The sequence below is a fragment of the Deferrivibrio sp. genome (assembly GCF_055117995.1).
In genome coordinates, this window is sequence record NZ_JBSQOT010000007.1 from 20,450 (window position 1) to 46,452 (window position 26,003).

A 26,003-nucleotide genomic window follows, 5' to 3' on the forward strand; every position below is an offset into this window, starting at 1 on the left:
GAGAATTTGTTAAGGGTTTTTTTAAGGTGAATGATAAAAACATACTAAATTTGTTGGTTAAAAGCTGGTCAGTAAGCTGGCCTATGATTCTTATCATGATTTTTGAGTTTTTTATAAGCCTTACCGATGTATATATTGCAGGTATTATAGGCAAAGAAGTCCAGGCCACGATAGGACTTGTTTCACAGATTTATTTTATATTTGTTGTGGTGGCAAATGCAATTACCGTGGGCAGTGTGTCTGTGGTGTCAAGACTGTATACTGCCAAAGATAGCAATGAGCTTTCCGTAGCAATATTTTCAATATTGGCAGCAACCGGGTCTTTTGGCATATTGTTAAGTTTGGCAGGGATATTTTTGTCGGATAATATTATAAATTTTTTAAATATCCCTGATGAGATAAAAAAGTTTGCTGTCCCCCTTATCAATATATATGCTTTCGGGCTTATGTTTCATTATTTTCTGGTAAACACAAACGGGATATTGCGAGCTACTTCAAGAATAAAAATTTCACTTTTATCGATGTTATTGGCAGCAGTCTTGAATGTATCATTAAATTTCTTTTTTGTGTTTCACACCCCTCTGGGATTTAAGGGGATTGCCCTTTCAACTGTAGTAAGTGTTGTGGTTGCTGCCATTTTAAACCTCTATCATATCAGAATATTTTTGGTGCTAAAGAAAATTGATATAAATTTTATAAAAAGGGTTTTCAAAATTGGTTGGCCATCAGGCCTGCTTCAGGTAAGCTGGCAACTTGGCAGTACGGTGCTATTTTTGATTATAGGTATGATTCCGGAAAAGAGTATCGATGTAATGGCGGCCTTTACAAATGGGGCAAGGATTGAGGCTGCTATTTTTCTGCCTGCTTTTGCATTTAATATGGCAAATGCTGTGGTGGTTGGTAATTATATGGGAGAAAAAAACATGGAAGATGCTTTTAAATCAGGCTACTATACGGCACTAATGGGGAGTGTAATTATTACTTTAATTACAGTTATTGTTATTGTTTTTGCATGGCCTATTGCAAATTTCCTATCAAACAATGAAAATGTGGTGAAAGAGAGTGTCAATTATTTATATATCAGCATGATAAGCGAGCCATTTATGGCATTTGGTGTTATACTTGGAGGAGGATTAAACGGAGTAGGGGATACAAAAAGTGTTATGGTAAGAGTGATAAGCAGTTTATGGCTTATAAGAATTCCTCTTGCTTTTGTTTTAGGAATTTTTCTAAATTACGGCTCATCAGGTATATGGTGGAGTATGAATATATCTATTTTTGCTCAGTGTTATTTAATTGGAAGATATTATTTCAAAAAAAGGTGGTTATATAATGAAATCTGAAGTGCTTGAATTAAGACACAAGGAAATACTTTTTGAAAAACTTAAGCAGGTTGAAACTAAAATTTCTGAGTACAGCTTTGCTAACCTTTTTCTTTTTCGCAATAATCATAAATACAACGTTATTTATGATAAAGAGATTTTTATTGAAGGTGTTAGCTACGACAATAAAAAGTATCTTATGCCCACAGTAGAAATTTTTAAACTTGATAGACTTTATTTAAAGGAAATTGCAAGGGGCTATGATTTTATTTTTCCGATTGATGAAAAATGGCTTGATTATTTTGATGATGATTTTGAATATCATTTCAGGGATGGGGATACTGATTATATTTATACCGTTGAAAAAATATCAACTTTTAAAGGGAGAAAGCTGCATAAGAAGAGAAATCTGTTGAAACAGTTTATTACCAATTACAGTTATGAGTCAAAGCCACTGTTAAAAGATAATCTGGTTGATGCAATTGATATTTTGGATACCTGGCTTGAAGAAATAGGAGAAGACCCAAATAAAACCGATTACTACCAGTGTAAGGAAGCTCTAAATTTAATGGATGAACTTGTAATTTGTGGTATAATTTATTATGCGGAAAATGAGCCTGCTGGTTTTATTTTAGGCGAAGAGATAGATAGCGAGACTTTTGTTTTGCATTTTGCTAAAGGAAAAAGAAAGTTTAAGGGGGCGTATCAATTTATCTACAACGACTTTGCTAAAAGATTGCCTAAAAAGTATAAATATTTAAATTTTGAACAGGATTTGGGGAAAATGGCATTAAGAGTTGCCAAATCATCATATGTGCCGGATTTTATGTATAAAAAATATAGAGTAAGTTTAAAAAAATAAGGAGCTTTTATGACTGTATTGACCTGGAAAATTGGTGGACCTGCGGGATTTGGAATAATGAGTGCAGGACCAATGTTTGCAAAAGCCTTAAAAAGGAGCGGATATTCGGTGCAAGGGTATCCCGAATACCCATCCATTATCAGGGGCGGGTATAATTGTTATCACATAACATTTTCAAATGAAAGTGTTTTTTCAGTCTATAAGAGGTGTGATATTCTTGTCGCCCTTGATAAAGTAGTATTTGACAATGAGGATATTACCGAAAATATGACTGTCATTGCGGATTTTGACAGCATAAAGTTAAGCGAAGATATTGTTTGCAAAAAGATACATATTCCTATTAAAAATATATTAAAAGAAAACGATTTTCCCGATATAGTCAAAAATTCAATAGCTCTTGGAGCATCTGCAAAGCTTTTAGGGGTAGATGAAAATATTGTTTTTAAACTGTTTGAAGAAAGTTTTCCCGCAAAAGTTGTAAATATGAATATTGAAGCTGCGAAAAAAGGGATGCAGTACTGTGAAAATGTTATTCAAAATAATTTCAAGCCTGATGACAAGGTTAAGGATTATCTTGTTATGACAGGCAATGAAGCAATAGCTACAGGTGCAATAAAGGCAGGGGTTGGATTTTATAGTACATATCCTATGACACCTGCATCTTCCATACTTCACTATCTTGCAGGTGTTGCAGAAAAATATGGGATAATTGTAAAACACACTGAAGATGAGATTGCCGGTATTATAATGGCAATTGGTGCTTCATACGCGGGAGTGAGGGCGATGACCGGGACTTCAGGGGGTGGCTTAAGCCTTATGACAGAAGGGGTTGGGCTTGCTGCAATGATTGAGACACCGCTTGTAATAGCCCTAAGTCAAAGACCTGGGCCTGCTACGGGGATGCCTACCTGGACAGAGCAGTCTGACCTGAAATTTGTAATGAATATTTCGCAGGACGAATTTGTAAGGATTGTGCTAACTCCGGGCGATTTAAAGGAGCTGTTTGTTATGACATTTGAGGCTTTTAACCTTGCCGATAAATATCAAGTGCCTGTTTTTGTATTGACGGATAAATTTTTATCCGAATCCCATTTTTGCGTGGACAACCTTGAGTATGATGGTTTGGAAATTGACAGGGGCTATATTTTTGAAGGGGATGAAAGCAAACCAATGGATTTTTTCCCAAGATATAAGGAATTTAAAAATGGAGTTGCAATGAGAGTAAATCCAGGTACGCCAGGTGGTTTGTTTAAGGCTCCGGGTAACGAACATGATGATTTTGGATTTGTTGCAACTGATTCCAAAACAAGAATAAAAAACCAGGAAAGAAGGTTTAGGAAAGAAAATTATATAAAAGATGAACTGCCATTACCGAAACTCTATGGTAATGAAAATGCTGAAATTACTTTTGTTTGTTGGGGGTCGACCAAATTACCTTTGATGGAAGCATTGAAATTTACCGAAAAGTTTAATTTTATACATTTTTCGGCTGTCAACCCGATTAATTGGGAAGATGTGAAAAATATTTTTAAAGGTAAAAAGTTAGTTGCTATTGAGACAAATTTTACCGGGCAGCTTGCCTCAATCATTGCTGAAAAAACAGGTATTGTTATTGAGGATAAGTTTTTAAAATACGATGGAAGGCCTTTTTTTGTTGAAGAGATTTTAGATTTTGTTGAGAGGGGGAGATAATTATGAAAGCAATGGAATTTAATTCTGGTAAAATACCTGTCTGGTGCCCGGGTTGTGGCAATTTTGCTATATGGAATGCAATAAAAGGTGCTCTGGCAGACCTTGAGCTGAATGGCAAGGATGTAGTAAATGTTTCCGGGATAGGTTGCTCAGGAAAGATGTTAAATCATTTACGCACTTATGGTTTTCATACTCTGCACGGCAGGACGCTACCTGTTGCAACAGGTGTAAAGCTTTCAAATCACAAATTGACTGTGATTGTAAATGGCGGGGATGGAGACGGCTATGGAATGGGTGCCGGGCACTTTATACACGCAATAAGACGAAATCTTGATATTACTTATCTTGTTCATGATAATCATATTTATGGCCTTACTACAGGACAGGCATCACCTACTACTGATAAAGGCTTAAAGAGTAAATCTACCCCTTCTGGTGTAATTGATGAGCCACTTAATCCGCTGGCGGTAGCTTTAAATGCAGGTGCTGCTTTTGTTGCAAGAGGGTATTCCGGTGAGGTTGAACACTTGAAGGAGCTTATAAAAGAAGGGATTAATTTCAAGGGGTTTGCATATATAGATATTCTGCAGCCGTGTGTTACTTTCGGGAAAAAATACAGTTATGAATATTATGATGAGAGAATTTACAAACTTGACGAATCTTATGACTGTACAAGCTTTGAGAACGCTTTAAAAAAGGTATGGGAAAAGGATAAAATTGCTCTCGGAATAATTTATAAAATACAAAAGGACGAATATACTTCTCTTCATCCACAAATTAAGGAGAAAACATTGCTTGAAACAACTGGCAAAATCAGGGATATTTCCGAGGAGTTACAGAGTTTTAAATGAAATTTACAGTTTTTAAAAAAAGTAGTTGACGAATAAGAGTTTTTGTTTTATAAACACTCCTCGTCAATTCGGGGCGTAGCGCAGGTTGGTAGCGCATCGGTCTTGGGAACCGAGGGTCGGAGGTTCAAATCCTCTCGCCCCGACCATTTAAATCGCAAAAAAACAATTCAGTATCCTACTTAGATTATCATTGATAATACTCATATTTTGTTTGAAAAAATGATTATTTTTGAAAATTTTCTCCTTGACAAAAATTGATAGTGTTTATATTTTGACGTTAGCACTCGCTTATTGAGAGTGCTAATAGATGGGGTGGCTTTGATGTTAACAGACAGGGAAGCTAAAGTTTTAAAGATTATTGTTGATGAGTATATTAACAGCAGTATTCCTGTTGGCTCAAGGTTTATATCAAAAAACAGCGATCTAAATCTTAGCCCTGCATCTATAAGAAATATTATGAGCGACCTTGAAGAGAAAGGTTTTCTTGAACAGACACATGTTTCTTCTGGCAGGATACCTACCGATAAAGGTTTCAGGTATTATGTCGACCAGTTTGTTACATTTAATAAGGAGCTTATAAATAAAATAAAAGATATTGAGAAAGTAAATCCAATTAATATGGAATTTCTCTTTAAAGAGATAAGTCGCAAATTGGGAGAGGTTTCTCATTCCGTTGGATTTGTGGTTTCTCCTAAGATTAACAGTATGTATTTGAAGCATATAGAATTTTTAAGGTTGAACAGGGAAAGCGTACTCTGCATTGTTGTTACAAAGTCAGGTATTGTACATAACCTTATTATGAATATGGGACCGGAATATACAGATCAAGATTTGCAAAGGGTTTCCAATTATCTGAATATGAGTTTTCATAATAAGAGTTTGATGGATATAAAAAATTCCCTTTATAGCGATATGGCGTCAAAAAAAGAAGAATTTGACGAGGTCGCAAGAAAAGCAAAGCAGATAACAAGCGACTATTTGCTAAATCATGACTTTGGCGGGGAGCTTGTAATTTATGGCACTAAAAATATACTTGGACTGCCTGAGTTTAAAGACTCTGACAGTCTAAAAAATCTGCTTGATTTTTTTGAGGAAAAAACACTTATTTACGAAATAATTGAAAAGTGTATCCAGGAGCCTACCATAAAAATTTTTATAGGCTCCGAAATAACGGATGAAAACCTTAATTTAAGCCTTGTTACAAAACCTTACAAAAGGGATGATAAAGTGATTGGTACCCTTGGGGTTATCGGTCCAAAAAGGATGAGGTATCCTGATATTATTCCTGTGGTGGATTATACGGCGGAAATAATGTCAAAGCTTTTGAATAAAATCGGAGGAGAAGATGAGTAAGAGAAAGAAGGATGAAGAGATTATGAGCGAAGAGAATAAAAATAATGAAAATATTCAGGAATCTGAAGAGGCAAAAGTCGAAGAAAGTGAAGATACTGAAAAGCTGATGCTAAAAATGGAGAATGAATCCCTGAAAAAAGAAGTTCAGGAATCAAAGGACCAAATGCTAAGGCTTGCTGCGGAGCTTGATAATTTTAGAAAAAGGCTTTCAAAGGAGACTGAAGATAAGTTGAAATATGCTAATCAGCAGATAATTTTGGATTTTTTGACGATAATTGACAATCTTGAGATGGCGTTAGCCCATATAAAAGAGTCAGAGGAGATTAAAGCTCTCAAACAGGGGGTAGAGCTTACATTAAAGCAATTTAAGGATACTTTGGCCAAATATGGTGCAAAGGAAATTCAGACAAATATTGGTGATGAGTTTAACCCTAATTTGCATGATGCTATGATGCTTGATAGCGACCAAAATCATAAGAATAATGCAATAACCCTTGTGATGCAAAAAGGTTATACTCTTCATGACAGGGTCATAAGGCCCACAAAGGTTAGGGTAAATAAAGTAGAAAATATAGAGGAAAAGGAGGACTAAAATGGCTAGTTCTAAAGTAATTGGTATCGACTTAGGTACTACAAACTCAGTTGTTTCTGTTATGGAAGGTGGACAACCTAAGGTAATTATAAATGCTGAAGGGATGACCACTACACCATCAGTGGTAGCTTTCACCGATAGTGGTGAAAGATTGGTAGGGATGCTTGCCAAAAGGCAGGCAATTACAAACCCTGAGAATACTATTTTTAGTATCAAAAGATTAATTGGTAGAAAGTTTGACTCTGATCAGGTGGAAAAGGCAAAAAAAATATTGCCTTACAAAATTGTACCATCAGACAATAATGATGCATGGGTAGAAGTTAAAGGGAAAAAATATGCTCCTCAGGAAATATCTGCAATGATTTTGCAAAAGCTGAAAAAAACTGCAGAAGAATATCTTGGTGAGACAGTAACTGATGCTGTTATTACAGTGCCTGCATATTTCAATGATGCTCAGCGTCAGGCGACAAAGGATGCTGGTAAAATTGCAGGTCTTAATGTGCTCAGAATTATAAATGAGCCTACTGCTGCTGCCCTTGCTTATGGGCTTGACAAAAAGAAAGATGAAAAAATTGCTGTATACGACCTTGGTGGTGGTACTTTTGATATTTCAATTCTTGAGCTTGGTGATGGTGTATTTGAAGTAAAGTCTACCAACGGTGATACCTATCTTGGTGGAGATGACTTCGATATAAGAATTGTAAATTGGCTCATTGATGAATTTAAAAAGGAAACAGGGATTGATTTAAGAAATGATAAAATGGCTTTGCAGCGTCTGAAAGAAGCTGCCGAAAAAGCAAAACACGAGCTTTCAACTTCACTTGAAACGGAGATAAACCTTCCTTTTATAACTGCAGACCAGACAGGGCCAAAACACCTTGTTAAAAAACTTTCAAGGGCAAAACTTGAAAGTCTTGTAATGGACCTGGTTGAAAGTACGTTGGAGCCATGTAAAAAAGCACTGAAAGATGCTGGACTTACAGCTTCTGATATTGACGAGGTTATCCTTGTGGGTGGTATGACAAGGATGCCACTTGTACAGCAGAAGGTTAAAGAATTTTTCGGTAAAGAGCCCCATAAAGGTATCAACCCTGATGAAGTTGTTGCAATTGGTGCGGCAATACAGGGTGGGGTATTAAGAGGTGACGTTAAAGATGTACTTTTGCTTGATGTTACCCCACTTTCACTGGGTATCGAAACTTTGGGCGGAGTAATGACCAAAATTATAAACAGAAATACAACTATTCCAACCAAGAAGAGTCAGGTATTTACCACAGCTCAGGATAATCAGACATCTGTTACCATTCACGTACTTCAGGGAGAACGTGAAATGGCTGCAGACAATAAGTCAATCGGTAGATTTGACCTTGTAGGTATTGCACCTGCGCCACGTGGCGTTCCTCAAATTGAGGTGACTTTTGATATAGATGCCAATGGTATATTAAGTGTTTATGCAAAAGACCTTGGTACCGGAAAAGAGCAATCTATCAGAATTACTCCAAGCAGCGGCCTTAGTGAAGAAGAGATCGAAAAGATGGTCAAAGATGCTGAGCTTAACGCTGAAGCTGACAAGAAGAAAAAAGAGCTTATTGAAATAAGAAACCAGGCGGATACATTGATATACTCCACTGAGAAATCACTGAAAGAGCACGGTGACAAAGTAGATGCTGCTACAAAAGAAAATATTGAAAAGGCGCTTGAAGAATTAAAGCAGGTTCAGTCAGGCGATGATGTTGAAAAAATCAAAGCAGGAATTGAAAAACTTGCAAATGCTTCACATAAACTTGCAGAGGAGATATACAAAAATGCCGGTCAGCAGCATGCTCATGGTGGAGAGAACAACACCGATTCAGGCGCTTCACAAGAAGGGAAAAAGGATGACAATGTAGTTGATGCTGACTATGAAGAGGTAAAAGAGGACAACAAATAAAAAGGGGGCTTTTTGCCCCTTTTATTTTTTTAAAAAAAGTGATATATGAGCAAACTTAACATTCTTTAAATACAATCAAAAGCCGGAGGGGTTAATTGGCTAAGGATTATTACGCTATACTTGGTGTTGCAAAAAATGCAACGGATACGGAAATAAAAAAAGCTTACCGGAAGCTTGCATTACAATATCACCCTGACAGAAATCCTGACAATAAAGAAGCTGAGGGAAAATTCAGAGAGGTCAACGAGGCTTATCAGGTTTTGAGTGACCCTCAAAAAAGAGCTCAGTATGACCAGTTTGGAAGGGTTTTTGATGAAAACGGGTCTTCAGGGTTTTCAGGCCAGGATTTTGGCTCAACAATATTTGAAGAGTTTTTTGGAGATGTTTTTGGGGATTTTTTTGGCAATGCAAGAAGCTCCAGGCAGAGAAAAAGACCCCGTAAGGGTTCAAATATAGAGGTCAGTGTTGATATTGAGTTTAAGGAGGCATGTTTTGGTACATCAAAAAAGGTAAAAGTGCCAAAGACATCAAATTGTAAGCGTTGTGACGGGACAGGTGCCGAGCCAGGCGGAGTTACGACATGTAACACATGTAAAGGTACAGGGCAGATTACTCAAAGACAGGGATTTTTTACACTTTCCACTACATGTCCACAGTGTGGTGGGACAGGAGAGTTTATTAAAGAAAGGTGTAAAGAGTGTAAAGGTGAAGGTGCAATAAGGGAGTATAAAACTCTTGATGTCAAAATACCGGCAGGTATTGAAGACAATATGACCTTAAGAATTTCCGGAGGCGGAAATGACGGAATTTATGGAGGCCCGGCCGGCGATCTGTTTGTCCATGTAAAAGTTAAAGAACACGAATATTTTAAAAGAAAAGGGAGAAATATAATTCTCGATGTTCCCATATCATTTGTAGATGCAGCTCTTGGAACTACTCTTGATATTCCAACAATTGACGGGCATGAAACAATTAAAATTAAGCCAGGGACTCAGCCGGATGAGCAGATTGTGCTTAAGGGCAAAGGTGTACAGGATGTTCAGGGGTATGGAATAGGGAATATGATTGTAAACTTAAAAGTTGTTATCCCCACCAAGTTGAATAAAAAACAAAAGGAGCTTCTTGAGGCTTTCAAAAATGAGTCTGACGAGAGCACATATTCCTCGGAAAAGAGCTTGTGGGAAAAAATGAAGGGATTTTTTAACGGCTAAATGAAGATATTTAAAAAGGTTCGTTTATTAATAATTTCTGCAATAATTTTAAACTTGATTCTTATAGTTTCAATATTTAACACTGAAAAGAGAAATTTGGGACATTTCAAAGCTCACATGGTAAATTATGGCAAGCTGATAATGAAAACCCTTGAGGGTGGCAACCGCATTTTTATGATGAATATGGGTTTTTCAAGACATAACCTCGAGCTTCTTGCTGAGGAGCTTGCAAAAAATGAAAGTGTTAAAAATCTTATTATTTTCGACGAGCAGGGAAAAATTATATTTAGCATCAAAGATGTTGACAACTTGCAGTTAAAAACACTTGAAAACGGTGTACTTGAAACAGAAAATGAACTGATTCTGAGAAATAAGATAATTTTTGATCCTGCAAGAAGAAGGTTTGGCATGATGGGAAGGTTTGATGAGTTTCCCAGGGAGAAAATTGTCTTCAATGCGTTTTTAATAATGGACCTGACAAATTACAACAACATTAAGAGAGAAATTTTCTTGAATATATTTTTTATAATTGCCACTGAAGTGTTGCTTATTTTTATCGCTCTTTATCTGTTTAAAATTTTTAAAAGCTATATAAATACACAAGAAAAACTCAAGAAGATAGAAAAGGAGGCTGAGCTTGGAAAGTTTGCAAATGTCCTTGCTCATGAAATAAAAAACCCTCTAAGCTCTATGAAGGGGCTGGTTGAGTTTAGCGCAAAAAAGGTTGGGGATGATAAAATAAAAGATTATCTTTCTAAGTCCCTGGAAGAGATTGAGCGGCTGAATAAAATTGTCAATGATTTTTTAAGCTTTGGCAGACCCGTTGTCCTTGACAAGAAAGTGGTTGATATTAAGAGTATTTTTTTAAAAGCAATGGAAATTTTAAGGTACGATATTTCAAATAAAAATATCAATGTGGAAATTGAAGGGGAAACTTTTTCTCAATCTGTTGACAGTGAAAAAATATTACAGGTGGTTATAAATCTTCTTCTGAATGCTCTTACTGCTTCACCTGCAAATGAAAAAATCAAGATAATTTTGGACAATACAAAAAAGTCTTTTAAAATCATAAATAAAATAGTTAATAAAGATTTTGATGAGAATAAGTTATTTGAGCCTTTTTATAGCACGAGGGCAAAGGGGAGCGGGCTTGGGCTTTCCATTTGTAGAAAAATAATTGAGCTTCACGATGGAGAGATTATAATTGAAAGTACAAATCCTTTCGTAGTTTCGGTAAATTTGGGAAAGTCAGCATGAGCAAAAAGATACTGATTATTGATGACGAAAAAAATCACAGACTTATGCTCAAGATACATCTTGAAGAGGCCGGTTATGAAGTAATCGAGGCTGAAAGCGGTCTTGACGGCATATATATGGCTGAAGAAAATGAGTTATTTGCAATTTTGCTTGATATTAAAATGAGTATTATGGATGGTATAACAACCCTTTCAAAATTAAAAGAAAAAGGAATAAATACTCCTGTCATAATGGTAACTGCTTTCAACAATGTGAGGACAGCTGTTGAGAGCATGAAGCTTGGTGCCATTGATTTTATTACAAAACCCGTTGATATAGAATTATTGTTAAAAAGTCTTGAGAATATAGGTTTAAACCAGGTTGAATCAAGTGGTGAAGATGCATTGGTAGATTTTGAGTTTGAAGGTGTTTACAGTAAGGATGGACTCGGGAAAATCTTGAATCTTTTAAAAATGGTTTCGCCGACTGACGCATCAGTGATTATTTACGGTGAATCGGGCACAGGAAAAGAGCTTGTAGCAAGGGCTATCCATAAAAATTCAAAAAGGGCTGACAGGCAATTTTTAGCGGTGAATTGTGCAGCACTAAATGAAAATCTCATAGAAAGCGAACTTTTCGGGCATGAAAAAGGTGCTTTTACCGGCGCTACCAACCAGAAAAAAGGTAAATTTGAGCTTGCAGATGGTGGAACTATATTTTTGGATGAAATTGGAGAGATGCCAATTTCTACCCAGGCAAAGCTCTTGAGAGTTTTGCAGGAAAGGGAGTTTGAAAGGGTTGGTGGGGTAAAAACATTAAAAACTGATGTGAGAGTTATTGCTGCTACAAATAGAAACCTCGAAGATATGGTTAAAAAAGGGGAATTTCGTGAAGACCTGTTTTTCAGGCTCAATGTATTTCCTGTAAACTTGCCTCCTTTAAGGGAGCGCAAGTCAGAAATTCCCATGCTTGTAGATTTTTTTATAAAAAAATATTCGATGAAGTTTTCAAAAATAATTAAAGGTTATACTGCTGAGTATATTGAGAAGCTAAAAACATACAGTTTTCCAGGAAATATTAGAGAGCTCGAGAATATAGTTGAAAGAAGTATTATTTTGTGTAGCTCTGAAAAACTTACAGGGGATTTGTTGCCTGATTTTAGGGAAAAAGTTCAAAATGAATCAGTGCTTGATGTAAAAGAGAATGAAAAACAACTAATTTTCAAGGCATTGAAAGAGTCGGGCAATAACAAGTCTCAGGCTGCCAAAATCCTTGGTATTTCAAGAAAAACATTATATAATAAAATAAAGGAATATAATATTGAGGTGTAATTATGAGTGAGAAACCCTGGGCAGGTAGATTTTCGTTACCTACGGATAAATTTGTGGAAGAGTTTAATGCCTCTATACACTTTGATAAAAGGTTTGCTGAATTTGACATAAAAGGCAGTATGGCACATGTAAAAATGCTTTCGAAACAAAAAATTATTACTGATAGGGAATCAGAGGAGATTTTAAAAGGGCTTGAAATCGTTTTGACTGAAATTAAAGAAGGGAAGTTTATTTTTAAAACAGAAGATGAAGATATTCATATGGCAGTTGAAAAAAGATTAAAAGAGATTGTGGGGCCTGTTGCAGGAAAGCTTCATACCGCAAGGAGCAGGAATGACCAGGTAGCCGTTGACTTTAGAATGTATTTGAGAAGTGAAATAGGTGAAATTAAAAATTATTTAAAACTTCTAATGAAAGTTATTCTTGAAAAAGCCAGACAGGAAATAGACGTAATTATGCCAGGATATACTCATTTGCAGACTGCCCAGCCAATTCTCTTTTCCCATTATCTTATGGCTTATTTTGAAATGTTCAAGAGAGACTACCAGAGGTTTACAGATTTGCTAAAGAGGCTTGAATTTTGTCCTCTTGGTGCAGGTGCGCTGGCAGGTACGACATTTGACATAGACAGAGATTTTACGGCAAATGAGCTTGGTTTTTTTGCACCAACACTAAATAGTCTTGACTCTGTAAGTGATAGGGATTTTGCTCTTGAATTTTTGTCATCGGCATCTATTTGCCAGATGCACCTTTCAAGGATTTCTGAAGAGTTTATAATATTTTCAACTTCAGAATTTGCATTTATTGAACTAAGCGATGATTATTGTACCGGAAGCAGCATTATGCCTCAAAAAAAGAATCCGGATATTCCTGAGCTTATCAGGGGGAAGACAGGAAGAGTATATGGAAATATGGTAAGCCTTTTTACCACAATGAAAGGTCTGCCTCTTGCTTACAATAAAGATATGCAGGAGGATAAGGAGCCCGTTTTTGACACAGCTGATACTTTGAAGGCATCCCTTAAAATATTTGCTCCAATGATAGAAAAAATGACTCTTAAAAAGGACAAAATGTATAAATCTGCAAAGCTTGGTTTTTCCACTGCTACCGATTTGGCTGATTACCTTGTAAGAAAAGGTTTGCCTTTCAGAGATGCTCATCATGTGGTTGGCAAAGCAGTTGCATTTTGTCTTGATAAAAAAATTGACTTATCAGATTTGAAGATTGAGGAATTAAAAGGCTTTTGTGATTTGATAGATGATGATATATATAACTTTATTACCGTTGAAGCTTCAGTAAACAGCAGAAAAGCTATCGGTGGAACTGCAAAGGTTTCTGTTGAATATCAGATTGAGCAGGGAGAAAAGTTTTTAAGTGAAATTTAGGCTTGTTTTTTTTGCACTACTTTTTGTTGTGTTATCAGCTTGCGGGAAAAAGACTGACCCTGTACCTCTTGATACGTTTAAAATCCCGGTACCGGTAGTTGAAAGCATTATAAGTTTAACAGAAAAAGGGGTAACATTTAACAACAATAGTAATTACAGCCTTTTAATAGAAAAAGCAGATATTGTTGATGATTGTGTTCAGGATTTTAAAAGAGTAGCTGTTGTAAAGCAGAAGTCTTTATTTGATGATACAAATGTTAAAAAAGGTGAGGGATATGTCTATAAGCTTTATAATATTGACGAAAATCTTGAAATAGCATCGAAAGAGGCTGTAAAGAAAATTGTTTACAACCAGCCGGTGAGAGTAAAAAATATAAAAGAAAGCATAATGAGTGAAAAATATTTGCACCTTGAAATCGATTTCAGCGATGAAATAGGTTACTATGAAATTTATTTAAACTCAAAATTACTTAAAAAATCAAAACAAAATTCAGTTGATATTGTATTTGAGGACAGAGATACAAATTCAATAGAGATAGTGCCTTTTGACAAATATTTTAATAAGGGTACAATTTTCAGGAAAAACTACATCTCCTATTCAAAATTCAGACTTGATGATATTAAAAATATCAAGGTTATCAAAAGGGAAAGTGATTACATTGTAAGCTGGGACAGCGTGACCGGAGCTTCGGGGTATATAGTATATATTATTGAAGAGAATGAAAAAAGAAAGCTTTTTGAGGTGGTGGAAAATTTTGCCATAATCCCTTCAAAGGATATTTGCAAGATTGCTGTTTCTGCGTTTAACAGTTATGTTGAAAATAATGCAGTAGAAATAACTCTTTGTGGTAAGTAAGTTAAATTATTTCCTGCGTGAGAGTTGCCTTTAGGATATTTTTAATCCTTTCTTCAATTTTATAAAGTCTTTCAGCCAGTACTTTTGATAGGATGAAGGAGAGTTTGCCGAAAAGCATCTGATTATCAGACTTTATTTTTTTAAACGCATCTTTTGATAAATACAGGAGTGTTGTGTCAGTTTTTGCAAAAGCGTTTGCTGATCTTGGATAATCTGAGATGATTGCCATCTCACCAAAGACTTCACCTGTTTTTAGTGTTGTGATAAAAAATACCACCTGGTTGGAGATAATTTTCGAAACACCCACTTCGCCTTCAACAATTATATAGAGTTTATCCCCTTGTTCCCCTTCTCTTATAATATCTTCCCCTTTTTTATAGGTTTCTACTTCACAAAATGATAGTATCTCTGTCAGCTCTTCTCGGGAAAGTTCAACAAATTTATGATCAGTCTTTAAAATCGAGAAGTATTTTTCTGCACTCATTTTTACCCCCGGGCTTGCTAATATCTGTTATAATATGCTATAAAAATTTTAAAGGCAATAAGAAAGGGGGTAAAGATGTCAGAATTTAGAATAGAAAAAGACAGTATGGGAGAAATGAAAGTGCCTGCAGCTGCATATTGGGGGGCACAAACTGCAAGGGCTATGTCCAATTTCAACATAAGTGGAAAAAGATTGCCAAAAGAATTTATAAATGCTGTTGCAATAATTAAGATGGCGGCAGCCAATGCAAATTTGAAATTAAAGCTAATAGATGAGGAGAAGGCTTACGCAATTATAAAAGCTGCTCTTGAAATTGTGGATGGCAAGCATGATGAACAATTTCCCATTGATGTTTTTCAGACGGGTTCAGGGACATCCACCAATATGAATGTTAACGAGGTAATTGCTAACAGGGCCATTGAGATTTTAGGTGGCAAACTTGGGGATAAAGGGCTTTGTCATCCTAATGACGATGTCAACAAGGGGCAGTCAAGCAATGATGTTATTCCCACTGCAATACATATTTCAGCGGCACTGTTGATGAAAAATCTTGTATTTGCCCTTGAAGGACTGAAAGATTCCCTTAAAGAAAAGGCTGAAGAGTTTAAAAATGTAATAAAAATAGGCAGGACCCATCTAATGGATGCAGTGCCAATGACTCTGGGGCAGGAATTTTCAGGTTATGCCTCTCAGATTGAAAAATCTGTAATTAGATTTCTTGATCAGGAGAAATGGATACTGGAATTACCTTTGGGTGGTACTGCACTTGGTACAGGTATAAATACACATAAAGATTTTGCAAAATACGCCATTCAAGAGATATCAGAGTATACCGGAATCGATTTCAGACAGGCTGACAATCTTTTTGAAGGGATTGCAGCAAAGGATGGGGTAGTTTCCCTTGCAGGTGCAATGAATTGCCTTTCAGTCAGTCTTATGAAAATAGCAAATGATTTGAGGCTATTAAGTTCAGGGCCAAGGTGCGGAATCGCTGAAATTACTCTCCCTTCTTTGCAACCTGGCAGCTCTATTATGCCAGGCAAGGTTAATCCCGTAATCCCTGAAGCCACAATACAGGTAGCAGCTGAAGTGATGGGAAATTGCCAGACTATTACAATAGCAGGGGCAAGTAGTTTGCTCGATTTGAACGTTATGATGCCCCTTATAGCAGATAATCTTATATACTCTCTGAAACTGCTGACAAATATTTGCAGTCACTTAAGTGAGTTTTGCATAAAGGGTATAAAGGCAAATATTGAGAGATGCAATGAATTGGTAGATTGGTCGATGGCAATTGTTACCCCTCTGGCTGCTAAAGTGGGCTATGATAAGGCTGCTGAAATAGCTTATAAGGCATTCAATGAGAGAAAAACAGTAAAAGATGTGGTAAAAAGTATGAATATTCTCCCTGAGGATGAGGTTGAGAAAATTTTTGATCCGAAGTCAATGGTGTAAATATGGAGCTAAATTTTAAAGTTGACGAAAAACTTTGTATTGCATGTAAAAACTGCGTTGAAGATTGCCCTGTAAAAATAATTGGATTTGATGGGTTGCCTTTTGTAAAAGATGATTCTGCCTGTCTCATGTGCCAGCACTGTCTTGCTGTTTGCCCCACAGGAGCATTGTCGATATTTGGCAAAAATCCTCTGAAGAGTATAAACTCTCAGGAGATCAATATAGATGGAAATGAGTTGGAAAAATTTATAAAATACAGAAAAACAATAAGAAAATTCAAACAGGATGAACTTCCCCTTGAGACTATAAATAAGTTAATCGAAGTGACCAGTTATGCTCCAAGCGGTCATAACAGCAAAAAAACAATGCTTACTGTTACCGGCACAAAAAAAGAAACAGATAGTCTGATTAATTTAATGATGGACAGATTCGAAAAATATCTGGAAAACAACAGGTTGCCGGGCAAATACGGTTTTTTAAAGTATGTGCTATATCAATACAAAAAGAAAGGGATTGATATAACCTTTAGAGGAGCTCCGCATATTATAATTACTTCTATACCTGAAGGGGACAATATATCTTATGTGGATACAATTATCGCACTTAGTTATTTTGAAATATACGCTCACAGTCTCAATATCGGGACAGTCTGGAGCGGAATAGGGAAATATTATTTTGACTTAATGCCAGAATTAAAAGATTTTTTACAAATACCTCCTGGTTACAAAATAGGATATTTAATGGGTTTTGGTTTTTCTGCAGTTAAATATTATCGCACTGCACAACATGACAAGTTACAACATAAAATACTGGGGCTTTAAGCCCCTTTTTTATTAGAATTTATTGTAGTGAATCCTTTCAGGTTTGAATCTGTCCACCTCAAACCCTTTTTTGTCAGAATACCCAACAATTACAAGTCCAAGTGGAATTATATTATCAGGAAGGTCGAAAAAATCTTTAAATTCTTTGACCCTTTCTTCTGTTGGGTAAATTCCACACCACACTGTTTGTAGATTTAAGGCAGGTGCTCCTGTTAAAATGTTCATTATCGCAGCTGAGCAATCCTGTACCCAGTATCCTTTGTATTTTTCAAGTGTTGTATCGGCAAGTACTATAATTCCCAATGGTGCATCATAAAGCATTTTGGCGTAAGGATGCATATCGGCGATTTTATTTTTTATACCTGTATCATCAACAACAATAAAGTGCCATGGCTGTTGGTTACCTGCGGACGGAGCACACATGGCAAGTTTTAAGAGCTCGTTTACCTTTTCTTTTTCAACTGGTGTCGGTTTAAAACTTCTTATACTCCTTCTTGTCTTTATTGCGGTGATTACATCCATACTATCCTCCTTCTATAGTTTTTGTTCTATTTTAAGAGATAGGGTTGAAGTGTCAAGGTTTCCTTTTACTTCATAAAAGCAGGAAGTTCAAAAAAATCTTGACTTTATTTTTTAAGCTTGTTATTAAATACAGCTCAATTTATAAAAATAAGAGGTGTTAAATGGCACATACATTGTCAGCTAAAAAAAGAATTAGACAGTCTGAGAAGAGAAGGCTCAGAAACAAAGCTTACAAATCAAAAATGAAAACATTGACAAAAAAGTTTATAGCTGCTGTAAACAGTGGTGACCTGAGTGTCGCTGAGGAAAGTTTTAAAACTGTTTCTAAAGAAATATTAAAGATTTCTTCTAAAGGTGTTATCCATAAAAATCAGGCAGCAAGAAGGGTTTCAAGACTTGCAAAAAAATTAAATTCACTTAAGTCTGCTTAATAAAAGGGGCTTTAGAGCCCCTTTACTTTTTTAAATTTTCACAACAACTCTGCCGGAAATCTGACCTTTCAAAATAAGGTCTATTTTTTCTGATAACTCGTTAAGAGAAACTTCTTCATATATATTTTTTACGAAATCTTTATTCCACCTGTTTGCAATATTGTTCCATACTTTTTCCTTAACTTCCAGCGGTTGTTCAACGGAATCTATTCCTAACAGGTTTACACCCCTTAAAATAAAAGGAAAAACAGTCATATTTAATTCGGCAGACTTTGTGAGACCGCATGTAGTTGCTGAACACCCGTATTTCAATGACTTTATGGCTGTAGTAAGAATATTGCCTCCAACAGTATCCACCACACCTGACCATCTTGGCTTGAGCAGAGGTTTTCCACTTTCATCATCAACTTCTTTTCTGCTTAAGACTTCTGATGCGCCTAATTTTTTCAAAAAGTCGATTTTTTCCTGTTTACCTGTGGCAGCAACAACTCTGTATCCTGATTCGGCGAGCATAGAAACTGCCATTGAGCCTACCCCTCCGGTAGCACCTGTTACCAGGACTTCACCAATGTCTGGCTTTAACCCGTATTTTTCAAGCTGAAGAATTGAAAGCGCAGCAGTAAAACCCGCTGTGCCAAAAACCATACTGTCCTTGAGAGATAAGGTTGAAGGTTTTTTGATAATCCAGGAAGAAGGCACGGAGATATATTCTCCAAATCCGCCTGGGGTGTTCATTCCAAGGTCATAGCCGGTAACTATAACTTCATCACCTTTTTTGAATTTATCTGATTTGGAACTATAAACTATTCCGGCGGCATCGATTCCCGGAGTGTGGGGATAATTTTTAGTAACCCCTTTATTTCCGATTGCAGATAAAGCGTCTTTGTAGTTAAGAGAAGAGTATTTTACATTGATTAATACTTCATTATCCGGCAAATCGGAAATTTTTCTCTCTTCGATTTTTCTTTCGTATTTTCCATCATTTTCTCTGACAACCATTGCTTTGAAATTCATAACTTCCCCCTTTTATTTTTTGAAAAAGATAATATAATGTTAGGGTAAAATAGTTATTATTTCAATAATTAATAAGGAGGAACCGATGTTTGTAGGCCATGAAAAGGATGTAGAGAAGATTAGATTTGATGGCGAAAATATAAAGTCTGTTATAAAACAGTCTTTAGTTGGACCAAAGCAGGGCTGGGATGGATATGTGATGAGAATCTTTGAGATAGAAAATGGTGGACACACTCCGAGGCATTCACACCCCTGGCCTCATATTAATTATGTTGTAGCGGGTAAGGGGACGCTTTATCTCAGCGGTAAAGAGTATGATGTGGAGGCTGGTTCCATTGCTTATATTCCAAATAATACCGCCCATCAATTTATGGCAAATAAAAAAAGCAATCTAAAATTTATTTGTATTGTGCCAGAAGAGGGTGATAAATAATTATGTTTGATTACTTTTTGAATTTGCCGCATACATTGCAAGCTCTGATTGCCACATTATTTACCTGGTTTTTAACTGCTCTTGGGGCATCAATGGTTTTTTTCTTTAAAACTATCAATAAAAGAATATTAAACTTGATGCTGGGTTTTGCTTCCGGTGTTATGATTGCTGCAAGTTTTTGGTCACTTCTTGCTCCTGCAATTGCCATGGTGGAAGAAGAGGGTGGTATAATATGGATTCCTCCGGTTATAGGATTTTTATCTGGAGGAGCATTTTTATGGCTTGTGGATAAATTATTGCCGCATTTACATATGAGTAGCCAAGAAAGTGAAGGGATATCGACCTCTTGGCAGAGAAGCGTTTTGCTTGTGCTTGCAATAACTCTTCACAATATTCCTGAAGGGCTTGCAGTAGGTGTAGCTTTTGGTGCTGTGGGAAATGGGCTTGCTTCGGCATCAATTGGTGGAGCAATTGCACTTGCAATCGGCATCGGTATTCAGAATTTCCCTGAGGGAGCTGCTGTTTCTGTTCCTCTAAGAAGAGAGGGTTTGAGTCGCTTTAAAAGTTTTATATACGGGCAGGCTTCAGGGATTGTGGAGCCTATTGCAGGTGTAATAGGAGCTTTGGCCGTGGTGTTTATGAAGCCTATTTTGCCTTATGCACTATCATTTGCAGCAGGTGCAATGATATATGTGGTGGTTGAAGAGTTGATTCCTGAGTCCCAATTTGGTGATGAGATAGACCTGTCTACAATAGGTGCAATGGTAGGTTTTGCAGTTATGATGACCCTTGATGTTGCTTTGGGGTAGGTGGTAAAGCCCTGTTGAAAAAAGTTTAAAAATATGTTAGAAAGTCAAAATTTTTTAGGAGGAAATTGGTTTATGGCAGAGAAAAAGTTGCCTTTTACAAAGGAGCAGATTGAAAGGATAATTGAAAAATATCCAACCCCTTTTCACATATATGATGAAAAAGGTATAAGGGAAAACGCAAGAAGGTTAAAGAAGGCATTTAGCTGGAATGATGGCTTTAAGGAATATTTTGCTGTAAAAGCCACACCTAATCCATATATTCTCAAATTGTTAAAAGAAGAAGGGTTTGGTGCTGACTGCAGCTCTATGGCCGAGCTTGTGCTGTCTGAAAAAGTGGGTATCGTGGGTGAAAATATAATGTTTACATCCAACGAGACTCCTGAATGTGAGTATAAGAAGGCAAAAGAGCTTGGAGCAATTATTAATCTTGATGATATTACCCATATTGAGTTTCTTGATAAAACATGCGGTCTGCCGGAATTGATATGTTTTAGATATAATCCAGGCCCACTGAAAGGGGGGAATGCAATTATTGGTAAACCTGAAGAGGCGAAATACGGTTTTACAAAAGAGCAATTGTTTGAAGGTTACAAAATTTGTAAATCCAGAGGTGTGAAGAGATTTGGACTTCATACTATGGTTGCTTCAAATGAGCTTGACCCTGAATATTTTGTTGACACAGTAAATATGCTTCTTGATGTAGCCCATGAAATATCCAATGAAGTTGGGATAAAATTTGAATTTATAAATATGGGCGGAGGGATAGGCATTCCTTACAGGCCAGAGCAGAATGCAGTAGACCTTGAGTATGTAGGGGGCAAAATAAAAGATTTGTTTGACAAAAAAGTTAAAGGGACAAAGCTTGACCCGCTGAAGCTTTATATGGAAAATGGCAGGATGATAACCGGGCCTTATGGATATCTTGTGACCAGGGCAATCCATAAAAAAGATATTTATAAGAAGTATATAGGTGTGGATGCGTGCATGGCAAATCTTATGAGACCCGGTATGTATGGGGCATATCACCACATAACAGTAATGGGGAAAGAAGACTTGCCAAAAGATATGGTGTATGATGTAGTTGGTTCACTATGTGAGAACAACGATAAATTTGCTATAGATAGAAGTCTTCCAAAGATAGAGCCAGGAGATATAATAGTAATTCATGATACAGGTGCTCATGGTCATGCTATGGGTTTCAACTACAACGGCAAATTAAGGTCGGCGGAGCTTTTGCTTAAAGAGGATAAAAGTGTAGAACTTATAAGAAGGGCAGAAACTCTTGATGACCTTTTTGCAACACTTGACTTCTCAAGGCTTTAAAAAATAAAAGGGGTTTACTATAAGCCCCTGAATTTATATTCCCCTATACAAAAGTCGGTTTCTGACTTTATTTTGAATTTTCCAGAGTCAGAGTTTTCAGAAATTATCACTTCAACATTTTTACATGTGTTTGGGATTTCTTTTATAAACTGGCAGGCTATTGTTTCAATAAACGGTAGTTTTGTTTTAAAATTAAAAAGCGCAGTTTGAAGATAATTGAAGTAGGCAGTGTTGTTGACGTGAAGGTTTGAGTCAAAATCGGAGTATCTTAATGATATATTGTCGAGAAAATCAACATTTCCATCAAATACAAACTTTTTCTTATGAAGTAAAGGAAAATTTGGCTCCAAATTTAAGGAATTGTATTTTTCGATGATGTGAGCAGGCACTTTTAATGGTCTTCTCTTGTTTATATCGATAAAGTACCATATCGAGGTTGCTTTTGCAAACTTTAAACCGTTATGGCACAATTCAAAATCTCTGGTGGCAACAAAACCTTTTGCTCCAAGAGACCATGTGAAGATTTCAAGTGGATCACCAAGTCTTGGCATATGGTCCAAAATTATCTGGATTTTCCCCAGCACCCATGTGTAACCTAACTGTTTTAGAAATTCCGTTCCTGCTCCTACCATCTCAGAATGATTTACCGCAGCAAATTGAAGATACCCAAAAAGCGAATCGAGTCTGAGGGTGAGGTTCTGGTCAACTTCGTTATAATTGACAGTATGGTTAAACTTAATTTTTTGACTTTTCATGGTAAAATGCAGCAAAACTTTTATCTGAACCCAGAATATGTTTTATGAGCCATTCATTGAGCCCTTTGAAAATTTGTTCAATTAACTCACTGTTATTGCCATTTATTTGTGATTTGATATGGGCGATAGTGTTTTTAAATTTTTTGTGTTCTGCGATATGACTTTCCGCTTCACTGTAACCTGAATTTTTCATAATAGTTTCTTCATCATGGAAATGTTTGTCTGCATATTTCTCAAGATACTGGACTACTTTTTCTACATCATCTTTTGTGGCATTTTCTATTACTTTTGAAATAAATTTATCAATAAATACAAATAATGACCTATGCTGAGCATCGAGAAGTTTTATACCAAGGGTCAAATTCTTTAAAAAAATAGTATTGTTTAAAAATGGCAAAAATGTGTTATCTATGTTTAAAAGGCAGTTGTCCAGGTAATTTGTCAGTATATCTTTTACCTTTTGTTTTAAAGTGTCTTTAAAATTATATATTTCTGCTTCAAAGCATATTTCTCCAAGCTCTTTCAGGTAGTTGTCTGTAAGTGTTCTATAGGTTTCTTTATCAGGAAAGTTATATGTTTCCATAAGATTCCAGAAAAATTTATGAAAATTTTTAAGCTCATTTGCTAAGCTCTTTATTTCCAGGTAGTTTAACTTGTCAATTTCATTTTCAGAAATAGATTCCACTTTTTTGCAAATAGTTTCATAAGTTTCAGTGAAAAGTTCAATCCTTAATAAATTTTCTTCAGACATGTGCAGCCTCTTATTGAATTTATTGAAAGTTTACATTACTATTATTTGAGTAGTCAATACAAAATTTAGGGGTCAACTATGAGATTGGTTGCTGCTTTTAAAAACTCAAAGATAGATGGTGTCTTTTATAAAAGCTTTTATCAGCTTAAGCTTGTGGATGAGGACGGAAATATTGAGCCATTTGTTGATAACGATTACTATACCATTTTTGATTCTGTTGCCAGAAAGTTTAATAATGACAGCAGACTTGAGTGTAATGTGGAGAATGTTGCCGGTAGCCCCCATATAGTTGTCAAAGTAAATTTGATTAATCTTCTTGACACGGGGACATTCAACGAATCTAATTTGTCAGATAGAGATATTGATAGAAACCTTCTGTTAAAAAATGTCCAGGATATTATTTTGGAACATTTTATTCAAAACGAACTGCTTCAAAGAACAATAAGGTATAAAAAGATATTGCATAATCTGGAAGTAAACAAATTAAAGTTTGATATTTCATAGATTTTTCAAAAAAAGGTTGATTGATTTTTTTTAATGTTATATAAACACATTCATTTTAGGGGCCATAGCTCAGCTGGGAGAGCGCATGAATGGCATTCATGAGGTCAGGGGTTCGATCCCCCTTGGCTCCATATCTTAAAGATAAAGCGAGGTATTTATGAATATATTTTTACCTGATGGTAATTCTATTGAGCTTAGTGATAAAGCAACAGTGCTTGAACTTGCCGAAAAAATTAGTAAAAATCTTGGCAAAATTGCTGTGGCTGGTGAAGTGAACGGTAATCTGGTAGATTTAAGTTATAATCTCAAAGATGGTGAAAAAGTAAGAATAATTACAAATAAAGATAAAGAGGCGCTTGGGATATTGAGACATTCAACGGCTCACCTTATGGCACAGGCTGTCAAAAGATTGTTTCCTCAAGCAAAGGTGACAATTGGTCCTAATATTGAAGATGGTTTTTACTACGATTTTGATATTGACAGACCATTTACCCCTGAAGATTTGGCCAGTATTGAAAAAGAGATGGAAAAGATAAGCAATGAAAACCTTGAAATAAAGAGAAAAGTATTAAGTAAAGATGATGCTGTCAAGTTGTTTGAGTCAATGGGGGAAAATTACAAAGTAGAGATTATCAAAGAGCTGGAAGAAAATGAAGTTTCCCTTTACGAACAAGGGGATTTTGTAGATCTTTGCAGGGGGCCACACCTTTCAAGTACTGGTAAAATAAAATTTTTCAAGCTGTTGAATGTGGCAGGAGCATATTGGAGAGGCGATGAAAAAAATAAAATGCTCCAGAGGATTTACGGAACATCCTGGTTCAAAAAGGAAGATTTGGCAGACTATTTGAACCGATTGGAGGAAGCCAAAAAAAGAGACCACAGAAAGCTTGGTAAAGAGCTTGAGCTTTTTTCAACATTTGATGAAATAGGCTCAGGGCTTATATGTTGGATGCCAAAAGGTGGCAGGATGAGGGCTACCATTGAGGACTTCTGGCGCAAAAAACACTATGAAAACGGATATGAACTCCTTTATACACCACATATTGGTAAATCCAATCTATGGCAGACTTCGGGACATCTTGATTTTTATAATGAAAATATGTACTCGCCTATGGATATAGAAGGTCAGGATTACTTTATAAAGCCAATGAATTGCCCTTTTCATATAATGATTTATAAATCAAAAACAAGGTCATACAGAGATTTGCCTTTAAGATGGGCAGAGCTTGGTACCGTTTATCGATATGAGCGCTCAGGAGTGCTTCACGGACTTTTGAGAGTCAGGGGTTTTACTCAGGATGACGCCCATATTGTTTGTGCTCAGGATCAGATTGAATCGGAAATTAGGGAAGTTTTAAGATTTTCTCTTGAAATGTGGAAGGCTTTTGGGTTTGAGAATATAAAAGGATATATTGCAACCCGCCCCGAAAAAAGTGTGGGTGATGAAAGTATGTGGGAGACTGCCACTAACTCACTTACGGAGGCAATCAAAACATCCGGCATCGAATTTGAAGTGGATGAGGGTGGTGGAGCGTTTTACGGCCCAAAGATAGATTTAAAGGTAAAAGATGCAATTGGCCGTGAGTGGCAGATGACTACAATACAGTTTGATTTTAACCTTCCAGAACGTTTTGATATGTCATATGTTGATAAGGATGGTAGCCACAAAAGACCATTTATGGTACATAGGGCACTTTTAGGCTCTCTGGAGAGGTTTTTTGGCGTCCTTATAGAGCATTATGCAGGTGCTTTTCCTTTCTGGATTGCCCCAGTGCAGATTAAAATACTAAACATAAGTGATGCGCAAAATGAGTATTGCAGACAGTTGCATGATAAGTTGAGGGCAGAAGGATTCAGGGTGGAACTTGACTTAAGAAATGAAAAAATTGGTTACAAAATAAGGGAAGCTCAGGTTGAAAAGGTGCCACATATGATTATTATAGGTAATGAGGAGATGGAAAAGAATCTTGTTTCTGTCAGACTTAGAAACGGAGAAAATAAAAATAATCTTGATTTTTCTGATTATATTAGTGTATTAAGGGAGCTTGAAAATTCGAAAGCGACTGTGCTTTGGAGGTGA

General features: G+C 36.2%; 25 protein-coding genes and 2 tRNA genes. 22 read left to right on the forward strand and 5 right to left on the reverse strand.

Features of this window, described 5'->3' with window-relative positions; all coding sequences use genetic code 11:
- Window positions 1–26 precede the first annotated feature (26 nt).
- The 13 genes from ACTCAF_RS03425 to ACTCAF_RS03485 all read left to right on the forward strand — a co-directional run bounded on the left by ACTCAF_RS03425 (window position 27) and on the right by ACTCAF_RS03485 (window position 14,621).
- Window positions 27–1,343: an MATE family efflux transporter gene (locus tag ACTCAF_RS03425; RefSeq protein ID WP_463061899.1), complete on the forward strand. Its 1,317-nt coding sequence runs from the start codon at window positions 27–29 to the stop codon at window positions 1,341–1,343.
- The gene (locus ACTCAF_RS03430) at window positions 1,333–2,184 is read left to right on the forward strand and encodes a DUF2156 domain-containing protein (RefSeq protein ID WP_463061900.1); all 852 of its coding nucleotides are present in this window, start codon (window positions 1,333–1,335) and stop codon (window positions 2,182–2,184) included. Before ACTCAF_RS03425 ends, ACTCAF_RS03430 begins: the two co-directional genes overlap by 11 nt.
- 9 nt (window positions 2,185–2,193) lie before the next feature.
- A complete protein-coding gene (locus ACTCAF_RS03435) occupies window positions 2,194–3,876 on the forward strand; it encodes a 2-oxoacid:acceptor oxidoreductase subunit alpha (protein ID WP_463061901.1) in 1,683 nt (560 codons plus the stop codon).
- A gap of 2 nt (window positions 3,877–3,878) precedes the next feature.
- A complete protein-coding gene (locus tag ACTCAF_RS03440; protein WP_463061902.1) occupies window positions 3,879–4,727 on the forward strand; it encodes a thiamine pyrophosphate-dependent enzyme in 849 nt (282 codons plus the stop codon).
- A gap of 69 nt (window positions 4,728–4,796) precedes the next feature.
- Window positions 4,797–4,873, forward strand: a tRNA-Pro gene (locus ACTCAF_RS03445).
- A gap of 175 nt (window positions 4,874–5,048) precedes the next feature.
- Entirely contained in the window at window positions 5,049–6,080 is a 1,032-nt protein-coding gene (gene hrcA, locus ACTCAF_RS03450) for a heat-inducible transcriptional repressor HrcA (protein WP_463061903.1), read from the forward strand.
- Window positions 6,073–6,672: a nucleotide exchange factor GrpE gene (grpE, locus tag ACTCAF_RS03455; protein ID WP_463061904.1), complete on the forward strand. Its 600-nt coding sequence runs from the start codon at window positions 6,073–6,075 to the stop codon at window positions 6,670–6,672. The genes hrcA and grpE overlap by 8 nt, the downstream gene beginning before the upstream one ends.
- A gap of 1 nt (window position 6,673) precedes the next feature.
- The gene (gene dnaK, locus ACTCAF_RS03460; RefSeq protein WP_463061905.1) at window positions 6,674–8,602 is read left to right on the forward strand and encodes a molecular chaperone DnaK; all 1,929 of its coding nucleotides are present in this window, start codon (window positions 6,674–6,676) and stop codon (window positions 8,600–8,602) included.
- A gap of 95 nt (window positions 8,603–8,697) precedes the next feature.
- On the forward strand, window positions 8,698–9,813 hold the full coding sequence (gene dnaJ, locus ACTCAF_RS03465) for a molecular chaperone DnaJ (RefSeq protein ID WP_463061906.1): 1,116 nt from the start codon (window positions 8,698–8,700) through the stop codon (window positions 9,811–9,813).
- Window positions 9,814–11,070, forward strand: a complete 1,257-nt coding sequence (locus tag ACTCAF_RS03470; protein WP_463061907.1) for a sensor histidine kinase — start codon at window positions 9,814–9,816, stop codon at window positions 11,068–11,070.
- A complete protein-coding gene (locus ACTCAF_RS03475; RefSeq protein WP_463061908.1) occupies window positions 11,067–12,380 on the forward strand; it encodes a sigma-54-dependent transcriptional regulator in 1,314 nt (437 codons plus the stop codon). Before ACTCAF_RS03470 ends, ACTCAF_RS03475 begins: the two co-directional genes overlap by 4 nt.
- Window positions 12,381–12,382: 2 nt before the next feature.
- Window positions 12,383–13,765, forward strand: coding sequence for an argininosuccinate lyase (gene argH / locus ACTCAF_RS03480; protein WP_463061909.1), 1,383 nt, complete (start codon window positions 12,383–12,385; stop codon window positions 13,763–13,765).
- Entirely contained in the window at window positions 13,755–14,621 is an 867-nt protein-coding gene (locus ACTCAF_RS03485; protein ID WP_463061910.1) for a hypothetical protein, read from the forward strand. Before argH ends, ACTCAF_RS03485 begins: the two co-directional genes overlap by 11 nt.
- A gap of 1 nt (window position 14,622) precedes the next feature.
- Here ACTCAF_RS03485 and ACTCAF_RS03490 read toward each other — a convergent pair whose 3' ends face one another.
- Window positions 14,623–15,105 (reverse strand): cyclic nucleotide-binding domain-containing protein, encoded by a 483-nt coding sequence (locus tag ACTCAF_RS03490; RefSeq protein ID WP_463061911.1) that lies wholly within the window; start codon window positions 15,103–15,105, stop codon window positions 14,623–14,625.
- 75 nt (window positions 15,106–15,180) lie between these two features.
- Between ACTCAF_RS03490 and ACTCAF_RS03495 the strand changes: the two genes are divergently transcribed.
- Together ACTCAF_RS03495 and ACTCAF_RS03500 are read left to right on the forward strand one after the other, a co-directional pair.
- Complete coding sequence (locus ACTCAF_RS03495; protein ID WP_463061912.1) at window positions 15,181–16,560, forward strand: class II fumarate hydratase; 1,380 nt, start codon at window positions 15,181–15,183, stop codon at window positions 16,558–16,560.
- A 2-nt stretch (window positions 16,561–16,562) separates the two neighbouring features.
- Complete coding sequence (locus ACTCAF_RS03500; RefSeq protein ID WP_463061913.1) at window positions 16,563–17,381, forward strand: nitroreductase family protein; 819 nt, start codon at window positions 16,563–16,565, stop codon at window positions 17,379–17,381.
- Between the two features lie 12 nt (window positions 17,382–17,393).
- On the opposite strand, the gene ACTCAF_RS03505 is transcribed toward ACTCAF_RS03500, so the two are convergent.
- Complete coding sequence (locus ACTCAF_RS03505) at window positions 17,394–17,903, reverse strand: nitroreductase family protein (protein WP_463061914.1); 510 nt, start codon at window positions 17,901–17,903, stop codon at window positions 17,394–17,396.
- Window positions 17,904–18,064: 161 nt separating this feature from the next.
- Here ACTCAF_RS03505 and rpsT point away from each other — a divergent pair, with 161 nt between their 5' ends.
- Window positions 18,065–18,334 carry a 30S ribosomal protein S20 gene (gene rpsT / locus ACTCAF_RS03510; RefSeq protein WP_463061915.1) on the forward strand — a complete coding sequence of 90 codons (270 nt, stop codon included), beginning with the start codon at window positions 18,065–18,067 and terminating at the stop codon, window positions 18,332–18,334.
- Window positions 18,335–18,364: 30 nt separating this feature from the next.
- On the opposite strand, the gene ACTCAF_RS03515 is transcribed toward rpsT, so the two are convergent.
- On the reverse strand, window positions 18,365–19,348 hold the full coding sequence (locus tag ACTCAF_RS03515; RefSeq protein ID WP_463061916.1) for a YhdH/YhfP family quinone oxidoreductase: 984 nt from the start codon (window positions 19,346–19,348) through the stop codon (window positions 18,365–18,367).
- An 85-nt stretch (window positions 19,349–19,433) separates the two neighbouring features.
- Between ACTCAF_RS03515 and ACTCAF_RS03520 the strand changes: the two genes are divergently transcribed.
- The 3 genes from ACTCAF_RS03520 to lysA all read left to right on the forward strand — a co-directional run bounded on the left by ACTCAF_RS03520 (window position 19,434) and on the right by lysA (window position 21,913).
- Window positions 19,434–19,781 (forward strand): cupin domain-containing protein, encoded by a 348-nt coding sequence (locus ACTCAF_RS03520; protein ID WP_463061917.1) that lies wholly within the window; start codon window positions 19,434–19,436, stop codon window positions 19,779–19,781.
- 2 nt (window positions 19,782–19,783) lie between these two features.
- On the forward strand, window positions 19,784–20,590 hold the full coding sequence (locus tag ACTCAF_RS03525) for a ZIP family metal transporter (protein WP_463061918.1): 807 nt from the start codon (window positions 19,784–19,786) through the stop codon (window positions 20,588–20,590).
- A gap of 72 nt (window positions 20,591–20,662) precedes the next feature.
- Window positions 20,663–21,913 carry a diaminopimelate decarboxylase gene (gene lysA, locus ACTCAF_RS03530; protein ID WP_463061919.1) on the forward strand — a complete coding sequence of 417 codons (1,251 nt, stop codon included), beginning with the start codon at window positions 20,663–20,665 and terminating at the stop codon, window positions 21,911–21,913.
- A gap of 17 nt (window positions 21,914–21,930) precedes the next feature.
- Here lysA and ACTCAF_RS03535 read toward each other — a convergent pair whose 3' ends face one another.
- Window positions 21,931–22,668 (reverse strand): acyl-[acyl-carrier-protein] thioesterase, encoded by a 738-nt coding sequence (locus tag ACTCAF_RS03535; protein ID WP_463061920.1) that lies wholly within the window; start codon window positions 22,666–22,668, stop codon window positions 21,931–21,933.
- Window positions 22,649–23,419 (reverse strand): bacteriohemerythrin, encoded by a 771-nt coding sequence (locus ACTCAF_RS03540; protein WP_463061921.1) that lies wholly within the window; start codon window positions 23,417–23,419, stop codon window positions 22,649–22,651. The genes ACTCAF_RS03535 and ACTCAF_RS03540 overlap by 20 nt, the downstream gene beginning before the upstream one ends.
- Window positions 23,420–23,497: 78 nt before the next feature.
- Between ACTCAF_RS03540 and ACTCAF_RS03545 the strand changes: the two genes are divergently transcribed.
- The 3 genes from ACTCAF_RS03545 to thrS all read left to right on the forward strand — a co-directional run bounded on the left by ACTCAF_RS03545 (window position 23,498) and on the right by thrS (window position 26,003).
- The gene (locus ACTCAF_RS03545) at window positions 23,498–23,923 is read left to right on the forward strand and encodes a hypothetical protein (protein WP_463061922.1); all 426 of its coding nucleotides are present in this window, start codon (window positions 23,498–23,500) and stop codon (window positions 23,921–23,923) included.
- Between the two features lie 58 nt (window positions 23,924–23,981).
- Window positions 23,982–24,054, forward strand: a tRNA-Ala gene (locus ACTCAF_RS03550).
- Window positions 24,055–24,080: 26 nt separating this feature from the next.
- Window positions 24,081–26,003: a threonine--tRNA ligase gene (gene thrS / locus ACTCAF_RS03555; RefSeq protein ID WP_463061923.1), complete on the forward strand. Its 1,923-nt coding sequence runs from the start codon at window positions 24,081–24,083 to the stop codon at window positions 26,001–26,003.